Origin of the sequence: Agrobacterium sp. S7/73 (assembly GCF_019355535.1) — a bacterium.
Taxonomy (GTDB): domain Bacteria; phylum Pseudomonadota; class Alphaproteobacteria; order Rhizobiales; family Rhizobiaceae; genus Agrobacterium; species Agrobacterium tumefaciens.
This window is the reverse complement of sequence record NZ_CP072137.1, coordinates 260,760-276,030: the sequence shown is the minus strand read 5'-3', so window position 1 is coordinate 276,030 and position 15,271 is coordinate 260,760. Positions and strand designations below refer to the sequence as shown.

The following is a 15,271-nucleotide window of genomic DNA, read 5'->3' as shown; positions in this document are numbered from 1 at the left end:
GCCAGGTTCAGAGAAAGTCGTCGCGGCGCGGGGTGAAGCAGTCGATCAGCTCGCCCTCTTCCAGGCAGAGGCAGCCGTGCTCGACATGGCCGGGAATGATGAGGCTGTCGCCTTTCTGCAGGTCGTAGGCTTCGCCATCGCGGTAAAAGCGGAAACTGCCGCTGGCGACATAGGTGGATTGCACATGCGGATGGTTGTGCAGCTTGCCTTCGGCGCCGGTCTTGAAGCGGAACGAAACCACCATCAGCTCCGGCGCTTCGGAAAGCACGGTGCGTTCAACACCATCGTCGGGTGAAACGGTGGGGAATGTCGGAAGCTGCTGCATGTCGTTCTCCTCGGTCATGCGATGTCGTTCAAGCTTGAAATTCAGCGCGGCGCGCGCAGCATGGCGCGGTAACGCGTCTGGCTGCTTTTCAGGTGGTGGCGCATGGCGCTTCTTGCCGCCTCTTCGTCGCCGTCCTGTATCGCAATCAGGATCGCTTCGTGCTCACCGACAAGCCGGTTGAGGTCAGCGGGTGAAAGCACGGTTTCCCTGCCGTTTTCGGCAACGGCGCGGCGCGGAATGAGCGTTGGGCCAAGCACCTGTAGAAACTCGCTGAAGCGCGGATTGTTGGTTGCGTCGGCAACGGCCAGGTGAAAAGCGAAGTCGGCCTCTGCTGTCGGAATGCCCTTGGCGGCACTGGCGCGGAAGGCATCGAAGGCTTCGATGATTTTCTCCTCCTGCGCCGGGGAGCGGCGAACGGCCGCAAGACCGGCGGCATCACCTTCCACGGCGGTGCGCAGTTCGAGCATTTCGATCAGGGACGAGACGCGGGCAAGATCGACATTATGGAACGGCCGTCGCTCGACAGGCGCTGGCTCCAGCACGAAGACGCCCGCACCCTGACGCGGCTCGACCAGCCCGTCGGACCTCAGTGAGGCGATGGCCTCGCGCACCACGGTGCGGCTTACGCCGAATTCCTGCGTCATCTGCGCTTCGGAAGGCAGGCGCTCGCCTGTCTTATAACGGCCCTTGGCGATCTGGCTGCGGAGCTCCTCGGAAACCTTCACCACAAGCGTCTTGGCTTGCGGAGCTGCCGGTTCGGAGGTTATCGCTTTTGTCATTGTCATCGCCGTTCTAAAAAAGGGTGCAGGTTAGCGTCCGGTATTCCTCGATACGTCATTCGCGGTCCGGCTTGCAATCCCGCTGCACGCGCAGGAAAGACCGGTTATCATGCCTGTCGGTCCCGAATGGCATTTCACGTCGCCTTGAAGATCGGATTGTCGATGAAAACGCCGCCCTGAAAACGCGCCACCGCATCTTTAGGGTCTGGTTGCGGTGTTGTCTCGGCAATGTGCTGCCGGAAAGTCTCGGCGTTGTCCTTCGGTTTCCAGCCAAGCCAGCCGAGGTGGGAATTGTCCCACCAGCCCGCGTCATTGGCCGATGCGCCCCAGATGACCGGGCAGCCGAGCACCGGCGCGCGGAAAACCGCCTCGATCAGCGATACGAAATCATCCTGCGAAAACCAGGTCGACAACATACGGTGATTTTGCGGTTCCGGCGTGCAGGAGCCGATGCGGACCAGCGCCGTTTCCTGGCCGAATTTTTCGAAATACATGCGGGCGAGGCTTTCGCCGAAACATTTGGACACGCCGTAAAGACCGTCCGGCCGGAAGGGAACGTTGGGGCCAAGCCGCTCTGTCTGGGAATAATAACCGATCGTGTGATTGGAGCTGGCGAAGACGATTCGCGGCTGCCCATGGGCGCGGGCCGCCTCATAGAGGTTATAAAGCCCGATGATATTACCGTGAAGGATCTGCTCGAAAGGCCGCTCCACCGATATGCCGCCAAGATGGACGATGCCGTCACAATCGGCGACCATCGCATCGACGGCGCTGGCGTCGGCCAGATCGCATTGCACGCATTCCTCGTTCGGCCCGGCAGGATCGAGCGGCGAAAGATCGGCAAGACGCAATATCTCGGCCATGGGTGCGAGGCGCTTGCGCATGACGCGGCCGAGCTGGCCAGCCGCACCGGTAACAAGAAGCCGTTTCATTGCAATTCTCCCTAAACGAATGGACTGCGGATCATCGAGGCTGCGGGAAACCCCATTCAACGTCTCCGGCGTGGTCGAGATATCCAGGTTCCTCTTGACCTTGTCATACAGATCGTACAAAAAGCGGATAACATATATTATGTCCTATACGCAACAATCATGAAGGATGAGTTTGATGCTGACCGTCGAAACAAGGCAGGCCGTCAACCCGGAATATGCAAAAACGCTCGATACCGATGGGCTTCGCAAGCATTTCCTCGCCAACGACATGTTCCGTTCCGGCGAAATCAGGCTGATCTATACCCATTACGACCGTTTCGTCATGGGCGGCGCGGTGCCTGATGGTGCCCCGCTGATGCTGGACAAGGTCGAGGAAACCAAGACGCCGTCGTTCCTTGACAGGCGCGAGATGGGAATCGTCAATATCGGAGACACCGGCACCGTCAACGCTGGTGGCGAGACGTATACGCTCAATCGTGGCGACGTTCTGTATCTCGGTGCGGGAAGCGGTGCGGTGACCTTCGATGGCGCGGGCCGGTTCTACATCACTTCATGCCCGGCGCATCGCAGCCTGCCGGCAAAGCTCGTCAGCCTTGCCGACAGCAAGGAGGTCAAGCTTGGTGCGACCGAGACCTCCAACAAGCGCACAATCAACCAGTTCATCCACCCGCTGGTCATGGAAAGCTGCCAGCTCGTGCTCGGCTATACGACGCTAGAGGACGGCTCCGTCTGGAACACCATTCCGTCGCATATTCATGATCGCCGCATGGAGGCCTATCTCTATTTCGGCATGGATGAAAAGTCGCGCGTTCTGCACCTGATGGGTGAGCCGCAGGAAACGCGGCATCTCTTCATTTCCAACGAAGAGGGTGCCATTTCTCCGCCCTGGTCGATCCATTCCGGCGCTGGCATCGGCTCTTACACGTTCATCTGGGCCATGGCTGGAGACAATGTCGATTATACCGACATGGACTTCATCCAGCCGGGGGATCTGAAATGAAAAATCCCTTTTCGCTTCAAGGGCGTAAGGCGCTGGTGACGGGTGCCAATACGGGGCTTGGTCAAGCAATCGCCGTCGGCCTCGCCGCGGCCGGCGCGGAAGTTGTCTGCGCCGCCCGCCGCGCGCCGGACGAGACGCTGAACATGATCGCGAAGAACGGCGGCAAGGCCGCCGCATTGTCGATTGATTTTGCCGATCCACTCGCCGCCAGGGACAGCTTTGCCGACGCCGATTTCGATATTCTCGTCAACAATGCCGGCATCATTCGCCGCGCCGATTCCGTGGAGTTTTCAGAGCTCGACTGGGATGAGGTGATGGACGTCAATCTCAAGGCGCTGTTTTTCACCACGCAGGCCTTCGCCAAGGAATTGCTGGCGAAAGGTCGTCCGGGCAAGGTAGTCAATATCGCCTCGCTACTGTCGTTTCAGGGCGGCATCCGCGTGCCGTCTTATACGGCGGCGAAGCATGGCGTTGCCGGTCTGACCAAGCTTCTGGCAAATGAGTGGGCCGCGAAGGGCATCAACGTCAATGCCATTGCGCCCGGTTACATCGAAACCAACAATACCGAGGCGTTGCGGGCGGATGCTGCCCGCAACAAGGCCATTCTGGAGCGCATCCCGGCAGGCCGCTGGGGGCATTCTGAAGACATCGCCGGGGCGGCGGTTTTCCTCGCCTCGCCGGCGGCCGACTACGTGCATGGCGCCATCCTCAATGTCGATGGTGGCTGGCTGGCGCGCTAATGCGCGCCGGTTTTCAAAATTCATCATATAACTTGTATGATGACTTGTTGACAAATATGCGGCAAGCGGTTTAGGTGGCTTCCAGTCAGTGAACTTGCAGAGGAATACGGATTATGAACCCTGAACAAATCAAGGCGGCGCTTGGCTCCGGCCTGCTCTCCTTCCCGGTAACGCATTTTGATTCCGAGGGTCGTTTTGCGGCCGATAGCTACAGGGCGCATGTCGAATGGCTTGCCGGTTACAAGGCGCCGGTGCTGTTTGCCGCCGGCGGTACGGGCGAGTTCTTCTCGCTAAAGCCGGATGAAATCCCTGCTATCGTTTCGGCTGCCAAGGAAGTGGCCGGTGAAACGGCAATCGTTTCCGGCTGCGGCTACGGCACCGAAGTTGCGGTTGATATCGCACGCTCGGTGGAAAAAGTCGGTGCTGATGGCATCCTGCTTCTGCCGCATTACCTCATCGATGCGCCGCAGGAAGGCCTTTACGCGCACATCAAGAAAATATGCCAGTCGGTCGGCATCGGCGTCATGGTTTATAACCGCGACAATTCGGTGCTTCAGGCGGATACGCTGGCGCGTCTCTGCGATGAGTGCCCGAACCTCGTCGGCTTCAAGGACGGCACCGGTGATATCGGTCTCGTTCGCCAGATCACCGCCAAGATGGGTGACCGCCTGATGTATCTCGGCGGCATGCCGACGGCGGAACTGTTTGCCGAAGCCTATCTCGGCGCCGGTTTCACGACCTATTCCTCGGCCGTCTTCAACTTCGTGCCGGGCCTTGCCAACGAGTTCTATGCGGCGCTGCGGGCCGGCGAGCGCGCCACCTGCGAACGCATCCTGACGGAATTCTTCTATCCGTTCATGGCGATCCGCAATCGCGCCAAGGGTTACGCTGTCTCCGCCATCAAGGCTGGCGTTCGCCTGCAGGGCTTTGATGCGGGTCCGGTGCGCGCGCCGCTGAAGGATCTGACGAATGAGGAAATCGGCATGCTCGATGCCCTGATCGGCACGCACAAGCGCAAGGTGTGATCAAGGTATAACGGGAGGGGAACGATGAAGATCACAGCGGTGCGCACGCATCTGCTCGAACATCGGCTGGCCACGCCGTTTGAAAGCGCATCCATGCGCTTTGACCGGCGTGCCCATGTTCTGGTCGAAATCGAATGCGATGACGGGACCGTCGGCTGGGGCGAATGCCTCGGTCCGGCGCGACCGAACGCCGCCGTGGTTCAGGCCTATTCCGGTTGGCTTATTGGCCAGGATCCCCGCCAGACCGAAAAGATCTGGGCTGTGCTTTACAATGCCCTGCGCGACCAGGGCCAGCGCGGCCTCAGCATTACCGCCCTGTCCGGTATCGATATCGCGCTGTGGGATATCAAGGGAAAGCATTACGGCACCTCCATCTCCATGCTGCTCGGCGGGCGCTGGCGCGAAAGCGTGCGCGCCTATGCCACCGGCAGCTTCAAGCGTGATGGGGTCGACCGCATCTCCGACAATGCCAATGAGATGGCGGAGCGCCGTGCAGAGGGTTTTCACGCCTGCAAGATCAAGATCGGTTTCGGCATCGAGGAGGATCTTGCGGTCATTGCCGCCGTGCGCGAAGCGATCGGGCCGGATATGCGGCTGATGATCGACGCCAATCACGGCTATACCGTTACCGAAGCCATCGCGCTCGGCAATCGTGCGGCTGAATACGGCATCGACTGGTTCGAGGAGCCGGTGGTTCCGGAGCAGCTCGATGCCTATGCTCGCGTGCGGGCGGGCCAACCAATCCCGGTTGCGGGAGGCGAGACCTGGCACGGGCGTTACGGCATGTGGCAGGCGCTTTCCGCCGGTGCCGTGGATATTCTCCAGCCCGACCTCTGCGGCTGCGGCGGCTTTTCCGAAACGCAGAAGATTGCCACGCTTGCCACGCTGCACGGCGTACGCATTGTGCCGCATGTGTGGGGCACGGGCGTGCAGATCGCCGCTGCCCTGCAGTTCATGGCCGCGATGGTGCCCGATCCGGTGCGGGTAAACCCCGTCGAGCCGATCATGGAATTCGATCGGACGCATAATCCGTTCCGTCAGGCCGTGCTGCAACAGCCGATAGAGGCGGTGAACGGTGTCGTCGCCATTCCCGATGGTCCCGGTCTCGGCATCGAGATCAACCGCGACGCACTCGTTGAATTCAGGATGCCACAGCCATGAGCGAACTTGTCAGAAAACTAAGCGGGACACCGCCGCAGCCAGCGTTCCCAAAAGGGGCGGTCGATACTCAGATGCATATGTATCTGCCCGGTTATCCAGCCTTGCCGGGTGGGCCGGGCCTGCCGCCGGGTGCGCTGCCGGGGCCTGAGGATTATCGCCAGCTCATGCAATGGCTCGGCATCGACCGCGTCATCATCACCCAGGGCAACGCCCAACAGCGAGATAACGGCAACACGCTAGCCTGCGTGGCAGAAATGGGCGAGGCAGCCCGCGCGGTGGTGATTATCGATGAGAACACGACTGAAAAGGACATGGAACGACTTGCCGCTGCCGGTGCCGTGGGCGCCCGTATCATGGATTTGCCGGGCGGCGCGGTGAACCTATCGGAACTGGAAGTGGTGGATCAGCGTGCCCATGCGGCCGACTGGATGGTGGCGGTTCAGTTCGACGGCAATGGGCTTCTCGATCATCTGCCGCGTCTTGAAAAAATCCGTTCGCGCTGGGTCTTCGACCACCATGGAAAATTCTTCAGGGGTATCGACACGGATGGCCCGGAAATGGCGGCACTTTTGAAGCTCATCGATCGCGGCAATCTCTGGTTCAAGTTTGCCGGTGTTTATGAAAGTTCGCGCGACGCCTGGCCCTACGAAGATGTTGCAGCCTTTTCGCGCCGTATCGCTGCCCATGCGCCGGAGCGGATCGTCTGGGGGACGAACTGGCCGCACAATTCGGTCCGTGAGACGGCTGCCTATCCGGATGATGCCCGCCTTGCGGAGCTCACACTCGGCTGGCTGCCGGACGATGCGGCCCGTCACCGAGCGCTGGTGGAAAATCCAGAAGCCCTGTTCAAGCTGCCGCCACTCAAGGCGGTGTAGTTTCAATTCGGGATAGTTGGGGAAAGGGAGGTCCCCATCATCCTTTGCAGATGAAAGGTCTTTGCATGCCGGCCCGGATGGGCGTGAAAAATTCGGTCCGTTTGCCTTGGAGGGGTGGGGCCGTTGTTACAACGGAGGAGGAAGAAATGAAAAAGATTGCAAGCATGATGTGCATCGCGATGGGGATCGCGCTGTCAGGCGTTTCCGCCAAGGCGCAGGAAATCACCCTGCGCTCGGCCGATATTCATCCCGACGGTTATCCGACGGTTGAAGCCGTGAAATATATGGGCGAACTTCTGTCGGAACGCTCCAATGGCCGCATCAAGGTGCAGGTCATGAACAATTCGGTTCTCGGCGGTGAAAAGGATACCATCGAGCAGACCCGCTTCGGCGTCATCGACATGAACCGCGTCAACGCTGCGCCTTTCAACAATCTCGTCAAGGAAACTACCGTTCTCGGCCTGCCTTTCCTGTTCCGTTCGACGGAACACATGCACAATACCGTAGACGGCCCGATCGGCGATGAGGTTCTGGCAGCTTTCGAACCGCACGGCCTGATCGGTCTTGCCTTTTATGATTCCGGTGCGCGTTCCTTCTACACAACCAAGAAGCCCATCGAAAAACTGGCGGACCTGAAGGGCCTCAAAATCCGCGTGCAGCAATCGGATCTGTGGATATCGATGATGCAGGCGTTTGGCGCCAACCCTACGCCGATGCCGATGGGCGAGGTTTACTCCTCGCTTGAAACAGGCGTTGTCGATGGTGCGGAAAACAATTGGCCGTCCTACGAATCCGCCCGTCACTATGAAGTGGCGAAGAACTATTCGCTGACGGAACATTCCCTCAATCCGGAAATCCTCGTCATCTCCAAGATTTCCTATGACAAGCTTTCGCCGGAAGATCAGAAGCTGCTGCGTCAGGCAGCCAAGGATTCCGTTGGCAAGATGCGTGAATTGTGGAGTGCGCGCGAAAAGGCCTCGGAAGAAAAAGTACGCGCCGGTGGCGCCAACGTCATCAAGGTCAACAAGGAAGAGTTCGCCGCCGCGATGGGGCCGGTCTACGACAAGTTCGTCACCGATCCGAAAATGAAAGACCTTCTTGAGCGGGTAAAAGCCGTCAAGTGACATAGGGAAAACCGGCTCTGGCAACAGGGCCGGTTTTCTTTTGTCGTCATTGGTCTGAGGTTGGAGGAGGAAGGCAAATGCGAAACTTCATGCGGGCGATCCGCCCATTTCTCGGCGCGCTCAGCCGTGCGTCACTTTACATCGCCGGCGTCGGCATGGTCGCCATGACCCTTATCGTCGGCTGGCAGGTGTTTGCCCGTTATATTTTGAATGATTCACCAAGTTGGTCCGAGCCGCTGTCGCTTCACCTTATGTCATGGTTCATCATGCTGGGGGCGGCGGTGGGCGTGCGTGAAAGCGTGCATCTGGGGCTGGATATTCTGCGCTATATGATGCCGCCGCGCATACAGGCGGCGATGGACCTGACCAGTCTGGCACTGATCTTCTTTTTCGGGGTTGGCATGTGCTGGTACGGAACCGTCCTCTCTGCCGGAACATGGACGGCGACGATCCCTGTTCTTGGATGGCCGGGCGGCATGGATTTCTTCCCGCTGATCGGTGGCGGTTTTCTGATCGCGCTGTTTGCAGCCGAACGCTTTATCGATCTTGCCATCGGCGAGGAAATCGCGGCGGATGTGTTTGTGCAGGAGGCCGCGTAAATGGCTTACACAATCCTCTTCGGTGTCTTCACCCTTCTGATGCTGATCGGTACGCCGATTGCGTTCTGCCTCGGCATTGCCTCCTTCGCCACCGTTCTTTATCTCGGCCTGCCGCCCATCGTGGTCTTCCAGCAGATGAACTCCGGCATGAACGTGTTTGCGATGATGGCGATCCCGTTCTTCATCTTCGCGGGTGACCTCATGGTCCGCGGCGGTATAGCCCATCGTCTGATCCGTTTTGCGGCCGGTCTTGTCGGTCATCTGCGCGGCGGTCTGGGGCAGGTCAACATCGTCGCTTCGACATTGTTCGGCGGCATATCCGGCTCGGCTGTCGCCGACGCCTCGGCCGTTGGTGGTCTAATGATCCCGCAAATGGCCAAGCGCGGTTATGACCGGGATTACGCCGTCAACGTCACTGTCAATGCCGCCATCATCGCGCTGATGATCCCGCCTTCGCACAACATGATCCTTTATTCGATCGCGGCGGGTGGCAATGTTTCGGTGGCCGATCTCTTCACCGCCGGCATCATTCCAGGCCTGCTGCTTGCTGCGGCCCTGATGGTCACCGCCTATATCGTCGCGCGGCGCAAGGGTTACCCGTCCGAGCCGTTTCCCGGCTTTTCGAAGCTGATGTATTATCTTCTGGCGTCCTTTCCCGGCATTCTGTTGATCGGCATCATCTTCGGCGGCGTCCGTTCGGGTATCTTCACCGCGACGGAGAGCTCCTGCATTGCGGTTCTCTACGCTTTCCTTGTCGCCATGCTTGTCTATCGTGAGCTGGACTGGAGCGGTTTCGTGGAAGCGGTGATGGGGGCGGTTCGTACGACAGCGATGGTTCTGCTCGTCATCGGCACGGCTGCGTCGTTCGGCTGGTTGATGGCGTTTCTGCAGGTACAGACACTGATGATCGCGACAATCAGCGCAATTTCGGACAATCCGATTATCGTGCTTCTGGTCATCAACGTCATTCTGCTCTTGCTCGGCACTTTCATGGATATGGCACCGATGGTCATCATTTCCACGCCGGTGCTTCTGCCTGTCGTGAAGGCCTTCGGCATCGATCCCGTGCATTTCGGCGTCGTGATGATCCTGAACGCCGGTATCGGTCTCAATACGCCGCCGGTCGGAACGGTGCTCTTCGTGGGATGTGCGGTTGGCGGCATAACGATACGGGAAGCGATGCGAACGATCTGGCCGTTCTTCGGCGCCAGCATAGCCGTGCTGCTCGCCGTCACCTATATCCCGTCGCTTTCACTCTGGCTGCCGTCACTTTTCCGGTAGTTCCAAAGCTTTATCGCAAGAAGGCCCCGCTATGCCGGGGCCTTTTCCATTTCGGTGGCAAGCAGCCTCTGCTGTTCGTGCTCGTCAAACGCCATCAGATTGCCGTGCCTGCTGCGGCGTATCCTGTTCATGTGGTCGCGGGGGCTCAACCCCAATGTGCGCTTGAACATCCGCGAAAAATAATAGGGATCTCCATATCCCACTTCTGCCGCCGCAGCCGCAACTGAAAGCCCGGCTTCAAGAAAATGCATGGCACGTTCCATGCGTTTGAATTCCTGATATTTCCTCGGCGTGCGCCCCACCCGTTTCTGGAACTCACGCAGGAAATAGTCGCGATTATAGGGGGCTGCGTCGGTCGCCCTTGCGGCGATTTCAGGGTCGAGCGGATTGGCGGAAATCATCGTGATCGCTTTCATGACAGCCAGATCCAGGGCTTCCGCACCTTCCGGCTGGAAACTTGGACGGTCGACCCATCCGAGAAATGCATCATCGATAAATGCGATCAGCAACACCATGAACAGGTGATGCTGGCCAAGCGTGACAGAGGAGGGCGGAGCGCTCTGCCGATAGTGGCGCACCAGCGGCTCCAGCAGCGGCCAGCGGCTCAGCGAAAGTTTCGGCTTGAGGTCCATCTGCGCGACAAGGTTGTGGCGACCGTAAATATCCAGCGTGAAATGCTGTGCCACTCCCCGATAGGTGACGGCCTGTTCATTCCAGCCGATAAAATGCTGCCCCCTGAAAATCAGCATGGCGTCGCCAGGCTCCAGCACCCGTGCTTCACCGTCCACGAGATAATGCCCGCGACCCTCCAGGCAGATAATGAGATCGTCCACCTGATTGGATTTGTCGATCTGCCAGGTGCGGGAGTGCTCCATCTTGATCGTGGCGCGCGTGAGATTAAGCGTGAGCGCCGCAGGCGGAACGGACGAGAGAATACCACCTTCGATTTCGTCCATCTTTTTCCTCGTCTTTGTTAATTCACCTTGGCTCGGAAATTTGGTTTTGTCACCTCACAAACTGCTTATGCGCGCCGTATCAATGAGGGAGGAGATCGGCTGCGGCGAGAAATCGCGCCATCATGCGCCCGCCGTCAGCCGTTCCGGGAGAATCACTTGCACGAAATTGTATTCTGTTATCCGCGCCTTTCCGGGGTGGGGGAGGAGCGTCATGAAATCTAATCGCTTCCTCGGGCTGGGATATCTGACGCCCTACATCATCGGACTTCTGGTTTTCACGGCGATCCCGTTTCTGGGTTCCCTGTATCTCAGCTTCACCCGCTACGACCTGATGAGTGACCCCACATGGGCGGGACTGGCCAATTACGAGCGGCTCTTCACCCGTGATCGCACGTTCATGAAATCCCTGAACGTCACCCTGTTTTATGTGTTTCTGACGGTGCCGTTGAAGCTTGCCTTCGCGCTGTTCATCGCGGCAATACTCAATTACAAGCTGCAATTCATCAATTTTTTCCGCACCGCCTTTTACGTTCCGTCCATCCTCGGCGGTTCGATCGCGATTGCGGTGCTGTGGCGCTACATCTTCGCCAGCGAAGGGCTGGCCAACATGGCGCTGGCGGCAATCGGCTTGTCGCCGGTGGACTGGTTTGGCGATCCCGCCAATGCGCTTTTCACAATCACGCTGCTGCGCTGCTGGCAGTTCGGTTCGGCCATGGTGATCTTTCTCGCCGCGCTGCAATCCATCGACAAGTCGCTTTATGAGGCAGCAGCAATCGACGGCGCAGGAAAGGTAAAGACGTTCTTCTTCATCACCCTGCCGCTTCTGACGCCGGTCATCTTTTTCAACCTGATCATGCAGATGGTTCAGGCATTCCAGGAGTTTAACGGGCCTTACATCATCACCCAGGGCGGGCCGTTGAAGTCTACCTATCTGCTGCCTCTCTATATTTACGATGAGGCTTTCAAGAAGTTCAACATGGGCTATGCCTCCGCCATCGCCTGGGTTCTTTTCACCATCATTACCGTGCTGACCCTCGTGGCCTTCTGGTCCTCGAAAAAGTGGGTCTATTACGCCGGCGACAAGCGGAATTGATGCCATGACCGATATCGCAACCTTAAACGACATGCAGGCCGCCCGCCGGGCAAGGCTCCGGCTGTTATCGACCTCTGTCCGGTACACGCTGCTGTTCGCGGTCGGCTTCATCATGCTCTATCCGCTGATCTGGCTGGTCGGCGCAAGCTTCAAGACCAATTCCGAGATCTTTTCCGGTGCAGGTTTCATTCCTGAGACGCCAACGCTGGACGGTTACATCCGCGGCTGGGAGACCTCCACGCCGTACACCTTCGGTCGGTTTTTCTGGAATTCGTTCCTGATCATCCTGCCGAAGGTCATCGGAACGGCGATTTCCTGCACCATGGCGGCCTATGCCTTCGCGCGCTTCGATTTTCCGCTGAAGAAAATCCTGTTTGGCTCGGTCATCGCCATCCTGCTTTTGCCCAATGTCGTAACCCGCATTCCGCAATATATCCTGTTCCGTGACCTCGGCTGGCTGGATAGTTTCCTGCCGCTATGGGTTCCCTCGGCACTAGCCGGTGACGCCTTCTTCGTCTTCATGCTTGTGCAGTTCCTGCGCTCGCTGCCCTCGGATATGGAGGAAGCCGCCCGTGTGGATGGCGCCAACAGTCTGCAGACGCTGGTCTACATCGTCGTGCCGATGCTGGCGCCGGCGCTGATCTCGGTCTGCCTTTTCCAGTTCATGTGGACGATGAACGACTTTCTGGGACCGCTGATCTACCTGTCCTCGGTCGATAAATATCCGGTGAGCCTGGCGCTCAAACTCTCCATCGACACCACCGAAGCCTTCGAATGGAACCGTATCCTGGCGATGTCGGTGCTGACGATCGCGCCTGCGCTCGTCGTGTTTTTCGCGGCGCAACGGTATTTCATTGAAGGGATCTCGTCTGGCGGGGTCAAGGGCTGAAAATGGCAAGCGTTCAACTTAAAAATCTCGAAAAAGTCTATGGCGGCAGCTTCAAGGCCGTGCACGGCATCAATCTCGAAATCGAGGACGGCGAGTTCATGGTCTTCGTCGGCCCGTCCGGCTGCGCCAAATCCACCACGCTGCGCATGGTGGCGGGGCTGGAGGAAATCACCGGCGGTGAAATCCTCATCGGAGATCAGCGCGTCAACGACCTGCCGCCCGGCAAGCGCTCCATTGCCATGGTGTTCCAGAACTATGCGCTCTATCCGCATATGAAGGTGCGCGGCAATCTTGCTTTTGGCCTCAAGATTGCCGGTGTTGCCAAGCCCGAGATCGAGAAGGCAATCGACAATGTCGCGCGCATTCTCGAAATCGAGCCCTTGCTGGATCGCCTGCCGAAACAGCTTTCCGGCGGGCAGGCGCAACGTGTTGCTTTGGGCCGTGCCCTCATCAAGAAGCCGGGCGTGTTCCTGTTCGATGAGCCCCTTTCGAATCTCGATGCGAAGCTGCGCGCTTCCATGCGTGTGCGCATTACCGATCTGCATCGCCAGCTGAAGGCGGAGGGCCTGTCTTCGACCGTCGTCTACGTGACGCACGATCAGACGGAAGCCATGACCATGGGCGACCGTATCTGCGTCATGCAGGCCGGGCGCATCATGCAGGTCGCCACGCCGAAGGAACTCTACAACCGGCCCGCCAATCTGTTCGTCGCCGGTTTCATTGGCATGCCGGAAATGAACCTTGTGGATGTGGCGATCGACGGGGCGGAGTTCGTCATCGGTGGGCAACGTCTTCCGATAGGCGACCATCTGGAAAAGCGGCTTTCAGCCAGACCGGCGGACGCCGTCATCGGCATCCGTCCGCAGCATCTTTCGTTAGCCGGTGAGGCCGATGGGCCGGCGCTGCAGGCGAAACTGACCAACGCCGAATTCATGGGGCACGAGGTCTATCTGCATGCCGATCTGGGCGGACAGAAGCTCGTGAGCGTGGTGGGAGCAGCCGAATTCGAGGCGCTTGCGCGCGACGGCATTCTGCGACTGAAGCCGGACCCCGAGAAGCTGCATATTTTCGACAAGGCCGATGGCCGCAATGTCTCGCTGTGAGGAGGGGACGAGCGTGCCTGATTTTTCGAGGAGGAGAAGAACAATGAAGATGACGAGAACAATGGCGATGCTGGCCGGTGCTGCCTATATGGCCACGGTGGCTGCGCCTGCGGCGGGTGCCGCGGAACTGCGTATGTCGTGGTGGGGCGGCGAAAGCCGTCATGTCGCCACTCAGAAGGCGATTGCCGCCTGCGGTGAAAAATACAGCCACACGGTCAAAGGTGAGTTTACCGGCTTCGACGGATATCTGGAAAAACTGACCACGCAAATGGCAGGCAAGACGGAGGCTGATATCGTTCAGGTGAACTGGCCATGGCTGCCGCTGTTTTCCAAGAATGGTGAAGGTTTTGCTGATCTGCGTCAGCTGAAACCTCTCGATCTTTCGCAATGGGCCGAGACGGATCTGGAAGCGGGTTCTATGAACGGGGTGCTTCAGGGCCTTTCAGTCTCCACCACCGGCCGCGTGTTTTTTTTCAACGCCACCACCTTCGAGAAGGCTGGTGTTGAAATCCCCAAGACATGGGATGAATTCTTCGCGGCAACAAAAACCATCAAGGAAAAGCTCGGCAAGGATCACTACACCTTCAATGCCGTAAAGGAGACTGCCCAGCTTCTCGTGACACTCGCCGTGGTGCAGAAAACCGGCAGGGATCTGGTCGACCCCAAGACCAACCGTGTCGCCTGGACGCCGGAGGAACTGGCGGAAGGTATCTCGTTCGTCGGCAAGCTGGTGGAAACTGGCTCCATTCGCTCCCAGAAAGAGGAAGCGGCCGATGGCAACGTCAATCTTTATGAAAAGCCGTCCTGGTCCGAAGGCCGTATCGCTGGTTCCTATGAATGGGATTCCACCTATTCGAAATATGCCGATCCCCTGAAGGATAGGCAGGTGCTGAAACCCGTGCCGATGCTGAAGCTCGCCGATGCCGTAACGGAAGGCGTTTATCGCAAGCCTTCCATGGTCTTTTCTATCTCGAAAAACTCGAAGAACCCTGAAGCGGCAGCGCAAATCCTGAACTGCCTGCTGAACGAGCCTGAGGGCATCGATGCGCTTGGCACGTCTCGCGGCCTGCCTGCTTCCAAGGCTGCGGCGCAGCGTCTGGGCGACAAGGGTGAGCCGGAAGTGCGCGCCGCCAACGCCATCGTCATGGCGGCATCGGGACCGGTAGTTTCGCCCTTCAACGAACATCCGGAAATCCGCTCCGGCTTCATCGATACGCTCGAGGAATATGCCTATGGCCAGCTGACGGCGGAAGAGGCGGCTGAGCAGATCATCGATACCACCAATGACGTTCTGGCCAAATTCGATTGACGACAATGGCCCGCCGCCCCTGCGGCGGCGGGCTCTTTATCCGGTTGCCGGGTGACATGGGCATTCCCGACGATTGTTTT

Annotated in this window: 16 protein-coding genes; 12 read left to right on the top strand and 4 right to left on the bottom strand. The window is 58.7% G+C overall.

Features of this window, described 5'->3' with window-relative positions; genetic code table 11:
- Positions 1 to 7: 7 nt before the first annotated feature.
- From J5276_RS16280 to J5276_RS16270, 3 genes are all read right to left on the bottom strand, one after another.
- Entirely contained in the window at positions 8 to 325 is a 318-nt protein-coding gene (locus J5276_RS16280) for a cupin domain-containing protein (protein WP_003517929.1), read from the bottom strand.
- 41 nt (positions 326 to 366) lie between these two features.
- A complete protein-coding gene (locus tag J5276_RS16275; protein WP_174011907.1) occupies positions 367 to 1,104 on the bottom strand; it encodes a FadR/GntR family transcriptional regulator in 738 nt (245 codons plus the stop codon).
- 134 nt (positions 1,105 to 1,238) lie between these two features.
- On the bottom strand, positions 1,239 to 2,036 hold the full coding sequence (locus J5276_RS16270; RefSeq protein ID WP_065705287.1) for an NAD(P)-dependent oxidoreductase: 798 nt from the start codon (positions 2,034 to 2,036) through the stop codon (positions 1,239 to 1,241).
- A gap of 175 nt (positions 2,037 to 2,211) precedes the next feature.
- Between J5276_RS16270 and kduI the strand changes: the two genes are divergently transcribed.
- The 8 genes from kduI to J5276_RS16230 all read left to right on the top strand — a co-directional run bounded on the left by kduI (position 2,212) and on the right by J5276_RS16230 (position 9,841).
- Positions 2,212 to 3,036, top strand: a complete 825-nt coding sequence (kduI, locus tag J5276_RS16265; RefSeq protein ID WP_003517924.1) for a 5-dehydro-4-deoxy-D-glucuronate isomerase — start codon at positions 2,212 to 2,214, stop codon at positions 3,034 to 3,036.
- Complete coding sequence (gene kduD, locus J5276_RS16260) at positions 3,033 to 3,776, top strand: 2-dehydro-3-deoxy-D-gluconate 5-dehydrogenase KduD (protein ID WP_065663049.1); 744 nt, start codon at positions 3,033 to 3,035, stop codon at positions 3,774 to 3,776. Before kduI ends, kduD begins: the two co-directional genes overlap by 4 nt.
- 113 nt (positions 3,777 to 3,889) lie before the next feature.
- A complete protein-coding gene (gene kdgD, locus J5276_RS16255; RefSeq protein WP_003517921.1) occupies positions 3,890 to 4,801 on the top strand; it encodes a 5-dehydro-4-deoxyglucarate dehydratase in 912 nt (303 codons plus the stop codon).
- Positions 4,802 to 4,825: 24 nt separating this feature from the next.
- Complete coding sequence (locus tag J5276_RS16250) at positions 4,826 to 5,962, top strand: D-galactarolactone cycloisomerase (protein ID WP_111789101.1); 1,137 nt, start codon at positions 4,826 to 4,828, stop codon at positions 5,960 to 5,962.
- Positions 5,959 to 6,837, top strand: coding sequence for an amidohydrolase family protein (locus tag J5276_RS16245; protein WP_111789102.1), 879 nt, complete (start codon positions 5,959 to 5,961; stop codon positions 6,835 to 6,837). The genes J5276_RS16250 and J5276_RS16245 overlap by 4 nt, the downstream gene beginning before the upstream one ends.
- Positions 6,838 to 6,983: 146 nt before the next feature.
- On the top strand, positions 6,984 to 7,961 hold the full coding sequence (locus tag J5276_RS16240) for a TRAP transporter substrate-binding protein (protein WP_003517915.1): 978 nt from the start codon (positions 6,984 to 6,986) through the stop codon (positions 7,959 to 7,961).
- 77 nt (positions 7,962 to 8,038) lie between these two features.
- Positions 8,039 to 8,560 carry a TRAP transporter small permease gene (locus tag J5276_RS16235; RefSeq protein WP_019566473.1) on the top strand — a complete coding sequence of 174 codons (522 nt, stop codon included), beginning with the start codon at positions 8,039 to 8,041 and terminating at the stop codon, positions 8,558 to 8,560.
- Positions 8,561 to 9,841 (top strand): TRAP transporter large permease, encoded by a 1,281-nt coding sequence (locus tag J5276_RS16230; RefSeq protein WP_003517912.1) that lies wholly within the window; start codon positions 8,561 to 8,563, stop codon positions 9,839 to 9,841.
- Positions 9,842 to 9,870: 29 nt separating this feature from the next.
- Here the strand turns inward: J5276_RS16230 and J5276_RS16225 are convergent, their stop codons facing one another.
- Complete coding sequence (locus J5276_RS16225) at positions 9,871 to 10,797, bottom strand: AraC family transcriptional regulator (RefSeq protein ID WP_003517910.1); 927 nt, start codon at positions 10,795 to 10,797, stop codon at positions 9,871 to 9,873.
- A gap of 211 nt (positions 10,798 to 11,008) precedes the next feature.
- Here J5276_RS16225 and J5276_RS16220 point away from each other — a divergent pair, with 211 nt between their 5' ends.
- The 4 genes from J5276_RS16220 to J5276_RS16205 are packed head-to-tail and all read left to right on the top strand — an operon-like array spanning position 11,009 to position 15,191.
- On the top strand, positions 11,009 to 11,890 hold the full coding sequence (locus tag J5276_RS16220; RefSeq protein WP_003517909.1) for a carbohydrate ABC transporter permease: 882 nt from the start codon (positions 11,009 to 11,011) through the stop codon (positions 11,888 to 11,890).
- 4 nt (positions 11,891 to 11,894) lie between these two features.
- Positions 11,895 to 12,779, top strand: a complete 885-nt coding sequence (locus J5276_RS16215; protein WP_019566471.1) for a carbohydrate ABC transporter permease — start codon at positions 11,895 to 11,897, stop codon at positions 12,777 to 12,779.
- Between the two features lie 2 nt (positions 12,780 to 12,781).
- The gene (locus J5276_RS16210; protein ID WP_013761411.1) at positions 12,782 to 13,882 is read left to right on the top strand and encodes an ABC transporter ATP-binding protein; all 1,101 of its coding nucleotides are present in this window, start codon (positions 12,782 to 12,784) and stop codon (positions 13,880 to 13,882) included.
- 43 nt (positions 13,883 to 13,925) lie between these two features.
- Positions 13,926 to 15,191, top strand: coding sequence for an ABC transporter substrate-binding protein (locus J5276_RS16205; RefSeq protein ID WP_112192319.1), 1,266 nt, complete (start codon positions 13,926 to 13,928; stop codon positions 15,189 to 15,191).
- Positions 15,192 to 15,271 lie beyond the last annotated feature (80 nt).

Bases quoted from the DNA above. Each gene is read 5' to 3' on its own strand.
- J5276_RS16235 (WP_019566473.1), top strand. From the start codon at position 8,039: ATGCGAAACTTCATGCGGGCGATCCGCCCATTTCTCGGCGCGCTCAGC.
- J5276_RS16275 (WP_174011907.1), bottom strand. From the start codon at position 1,104: ATGACAAAAGCGATAACCTCCGAACCGGCAGCTCCGCAAGCCAAGACG.
- J5276_RS16245 (WP_111789102.1), top strand. From the start codon at position 5,959: ATGAGCGAACTTGTCAGAAAACTAAGCGGGACACCGCCGCAGCCAGCG.
- J5276_RS16205 (WP_112192319.1), top strand. From the start codon at position 13,926: ATGAAGATGACGAGAACAATGGCGATGCTGGCCGGTGCTGCCTATATG.
- J5276_RS16225 (WP_003517910.1), bottom strand. From the start codon at position 10,797: ATGGACGAAATCGAAGGTGGTATTCTCTCGTCCGTTCCGCCTGCGGCG.
- kduI (WP_003517924.1), top strand. From the start codon at position 2,212: ATGCTGACCGTCGAAACAAGGCAGGCCGTCAACCCGGAATATGCAAAA.
- J5276_RS16280 (WP_003517929.1), bottom strand. From the start codon at position 325: ATGCAGCAGCTTCCGACATTCCCCACCGTTTCACCCGACGATGGTGTT.
- J5276_RS16220 (WP_003517909.1), top strand. From the start codon at position 11,009: ATGAAATCTAATCGCTTCCTCGGGCTGGGATATCTGACGCCCTACATC.
- J5276_RS16240 (WP_003517915.1), top strand. From the start codon at position 6,984: ATGAAAAAGATTGCAAGCATGATGTGCATCGCGATGGGGATCGCGCTG.
- J5276_RS16215 (WP_019566471.1), top strand. From the start codon at position 11,895: ATGACCGATATCGCAACCTTAAACGACATGCAGGCCGCCCGCCGGGCA.
- kdgD (WP_003517921.1), top strand. From the start codon at position 3,890: ATGAACCCTGAACAAATCAAGGCGGCGCTTGGCTCCGGCCTGCTCTCC.
- J5276_RS16210 (WP_013761411.1), top strand. From the start codon at position 12,782: ATGGCAAGCGTTCAACTTAAAAATCTCGAAAAAGTCTATGGCGGCAGC.
- kduD (WP_065663049.1), top strand. From the start codon at position 3,033: ATGAAAAATCCCTTTTCGCTTCAAGGGCGTAAGGCGCTGGTGACGGGT.
- J5276_RS16250 (WP_111789101.1), top strand. From the start codon at position 4,826: ATGAAGATCACAGCGGTGCGCACGCATCTGCTCGAACATCGGCTGGCC.
- J5276_RS16270 (WP_065705287.1), bottom strand. From the start codon at position 2,036: ATGAAACGGCTTCTTGTTACCGGTGCGGCTGGCCAGCTCGGCCGCGTC.
- J5276_RS16230 (WP_003517912.1), top strand. From the start codon at position 8,561: ATGGCTTACACAATCCTCTTCGGTGTCTTCACCCTTCTGATGCTGATC.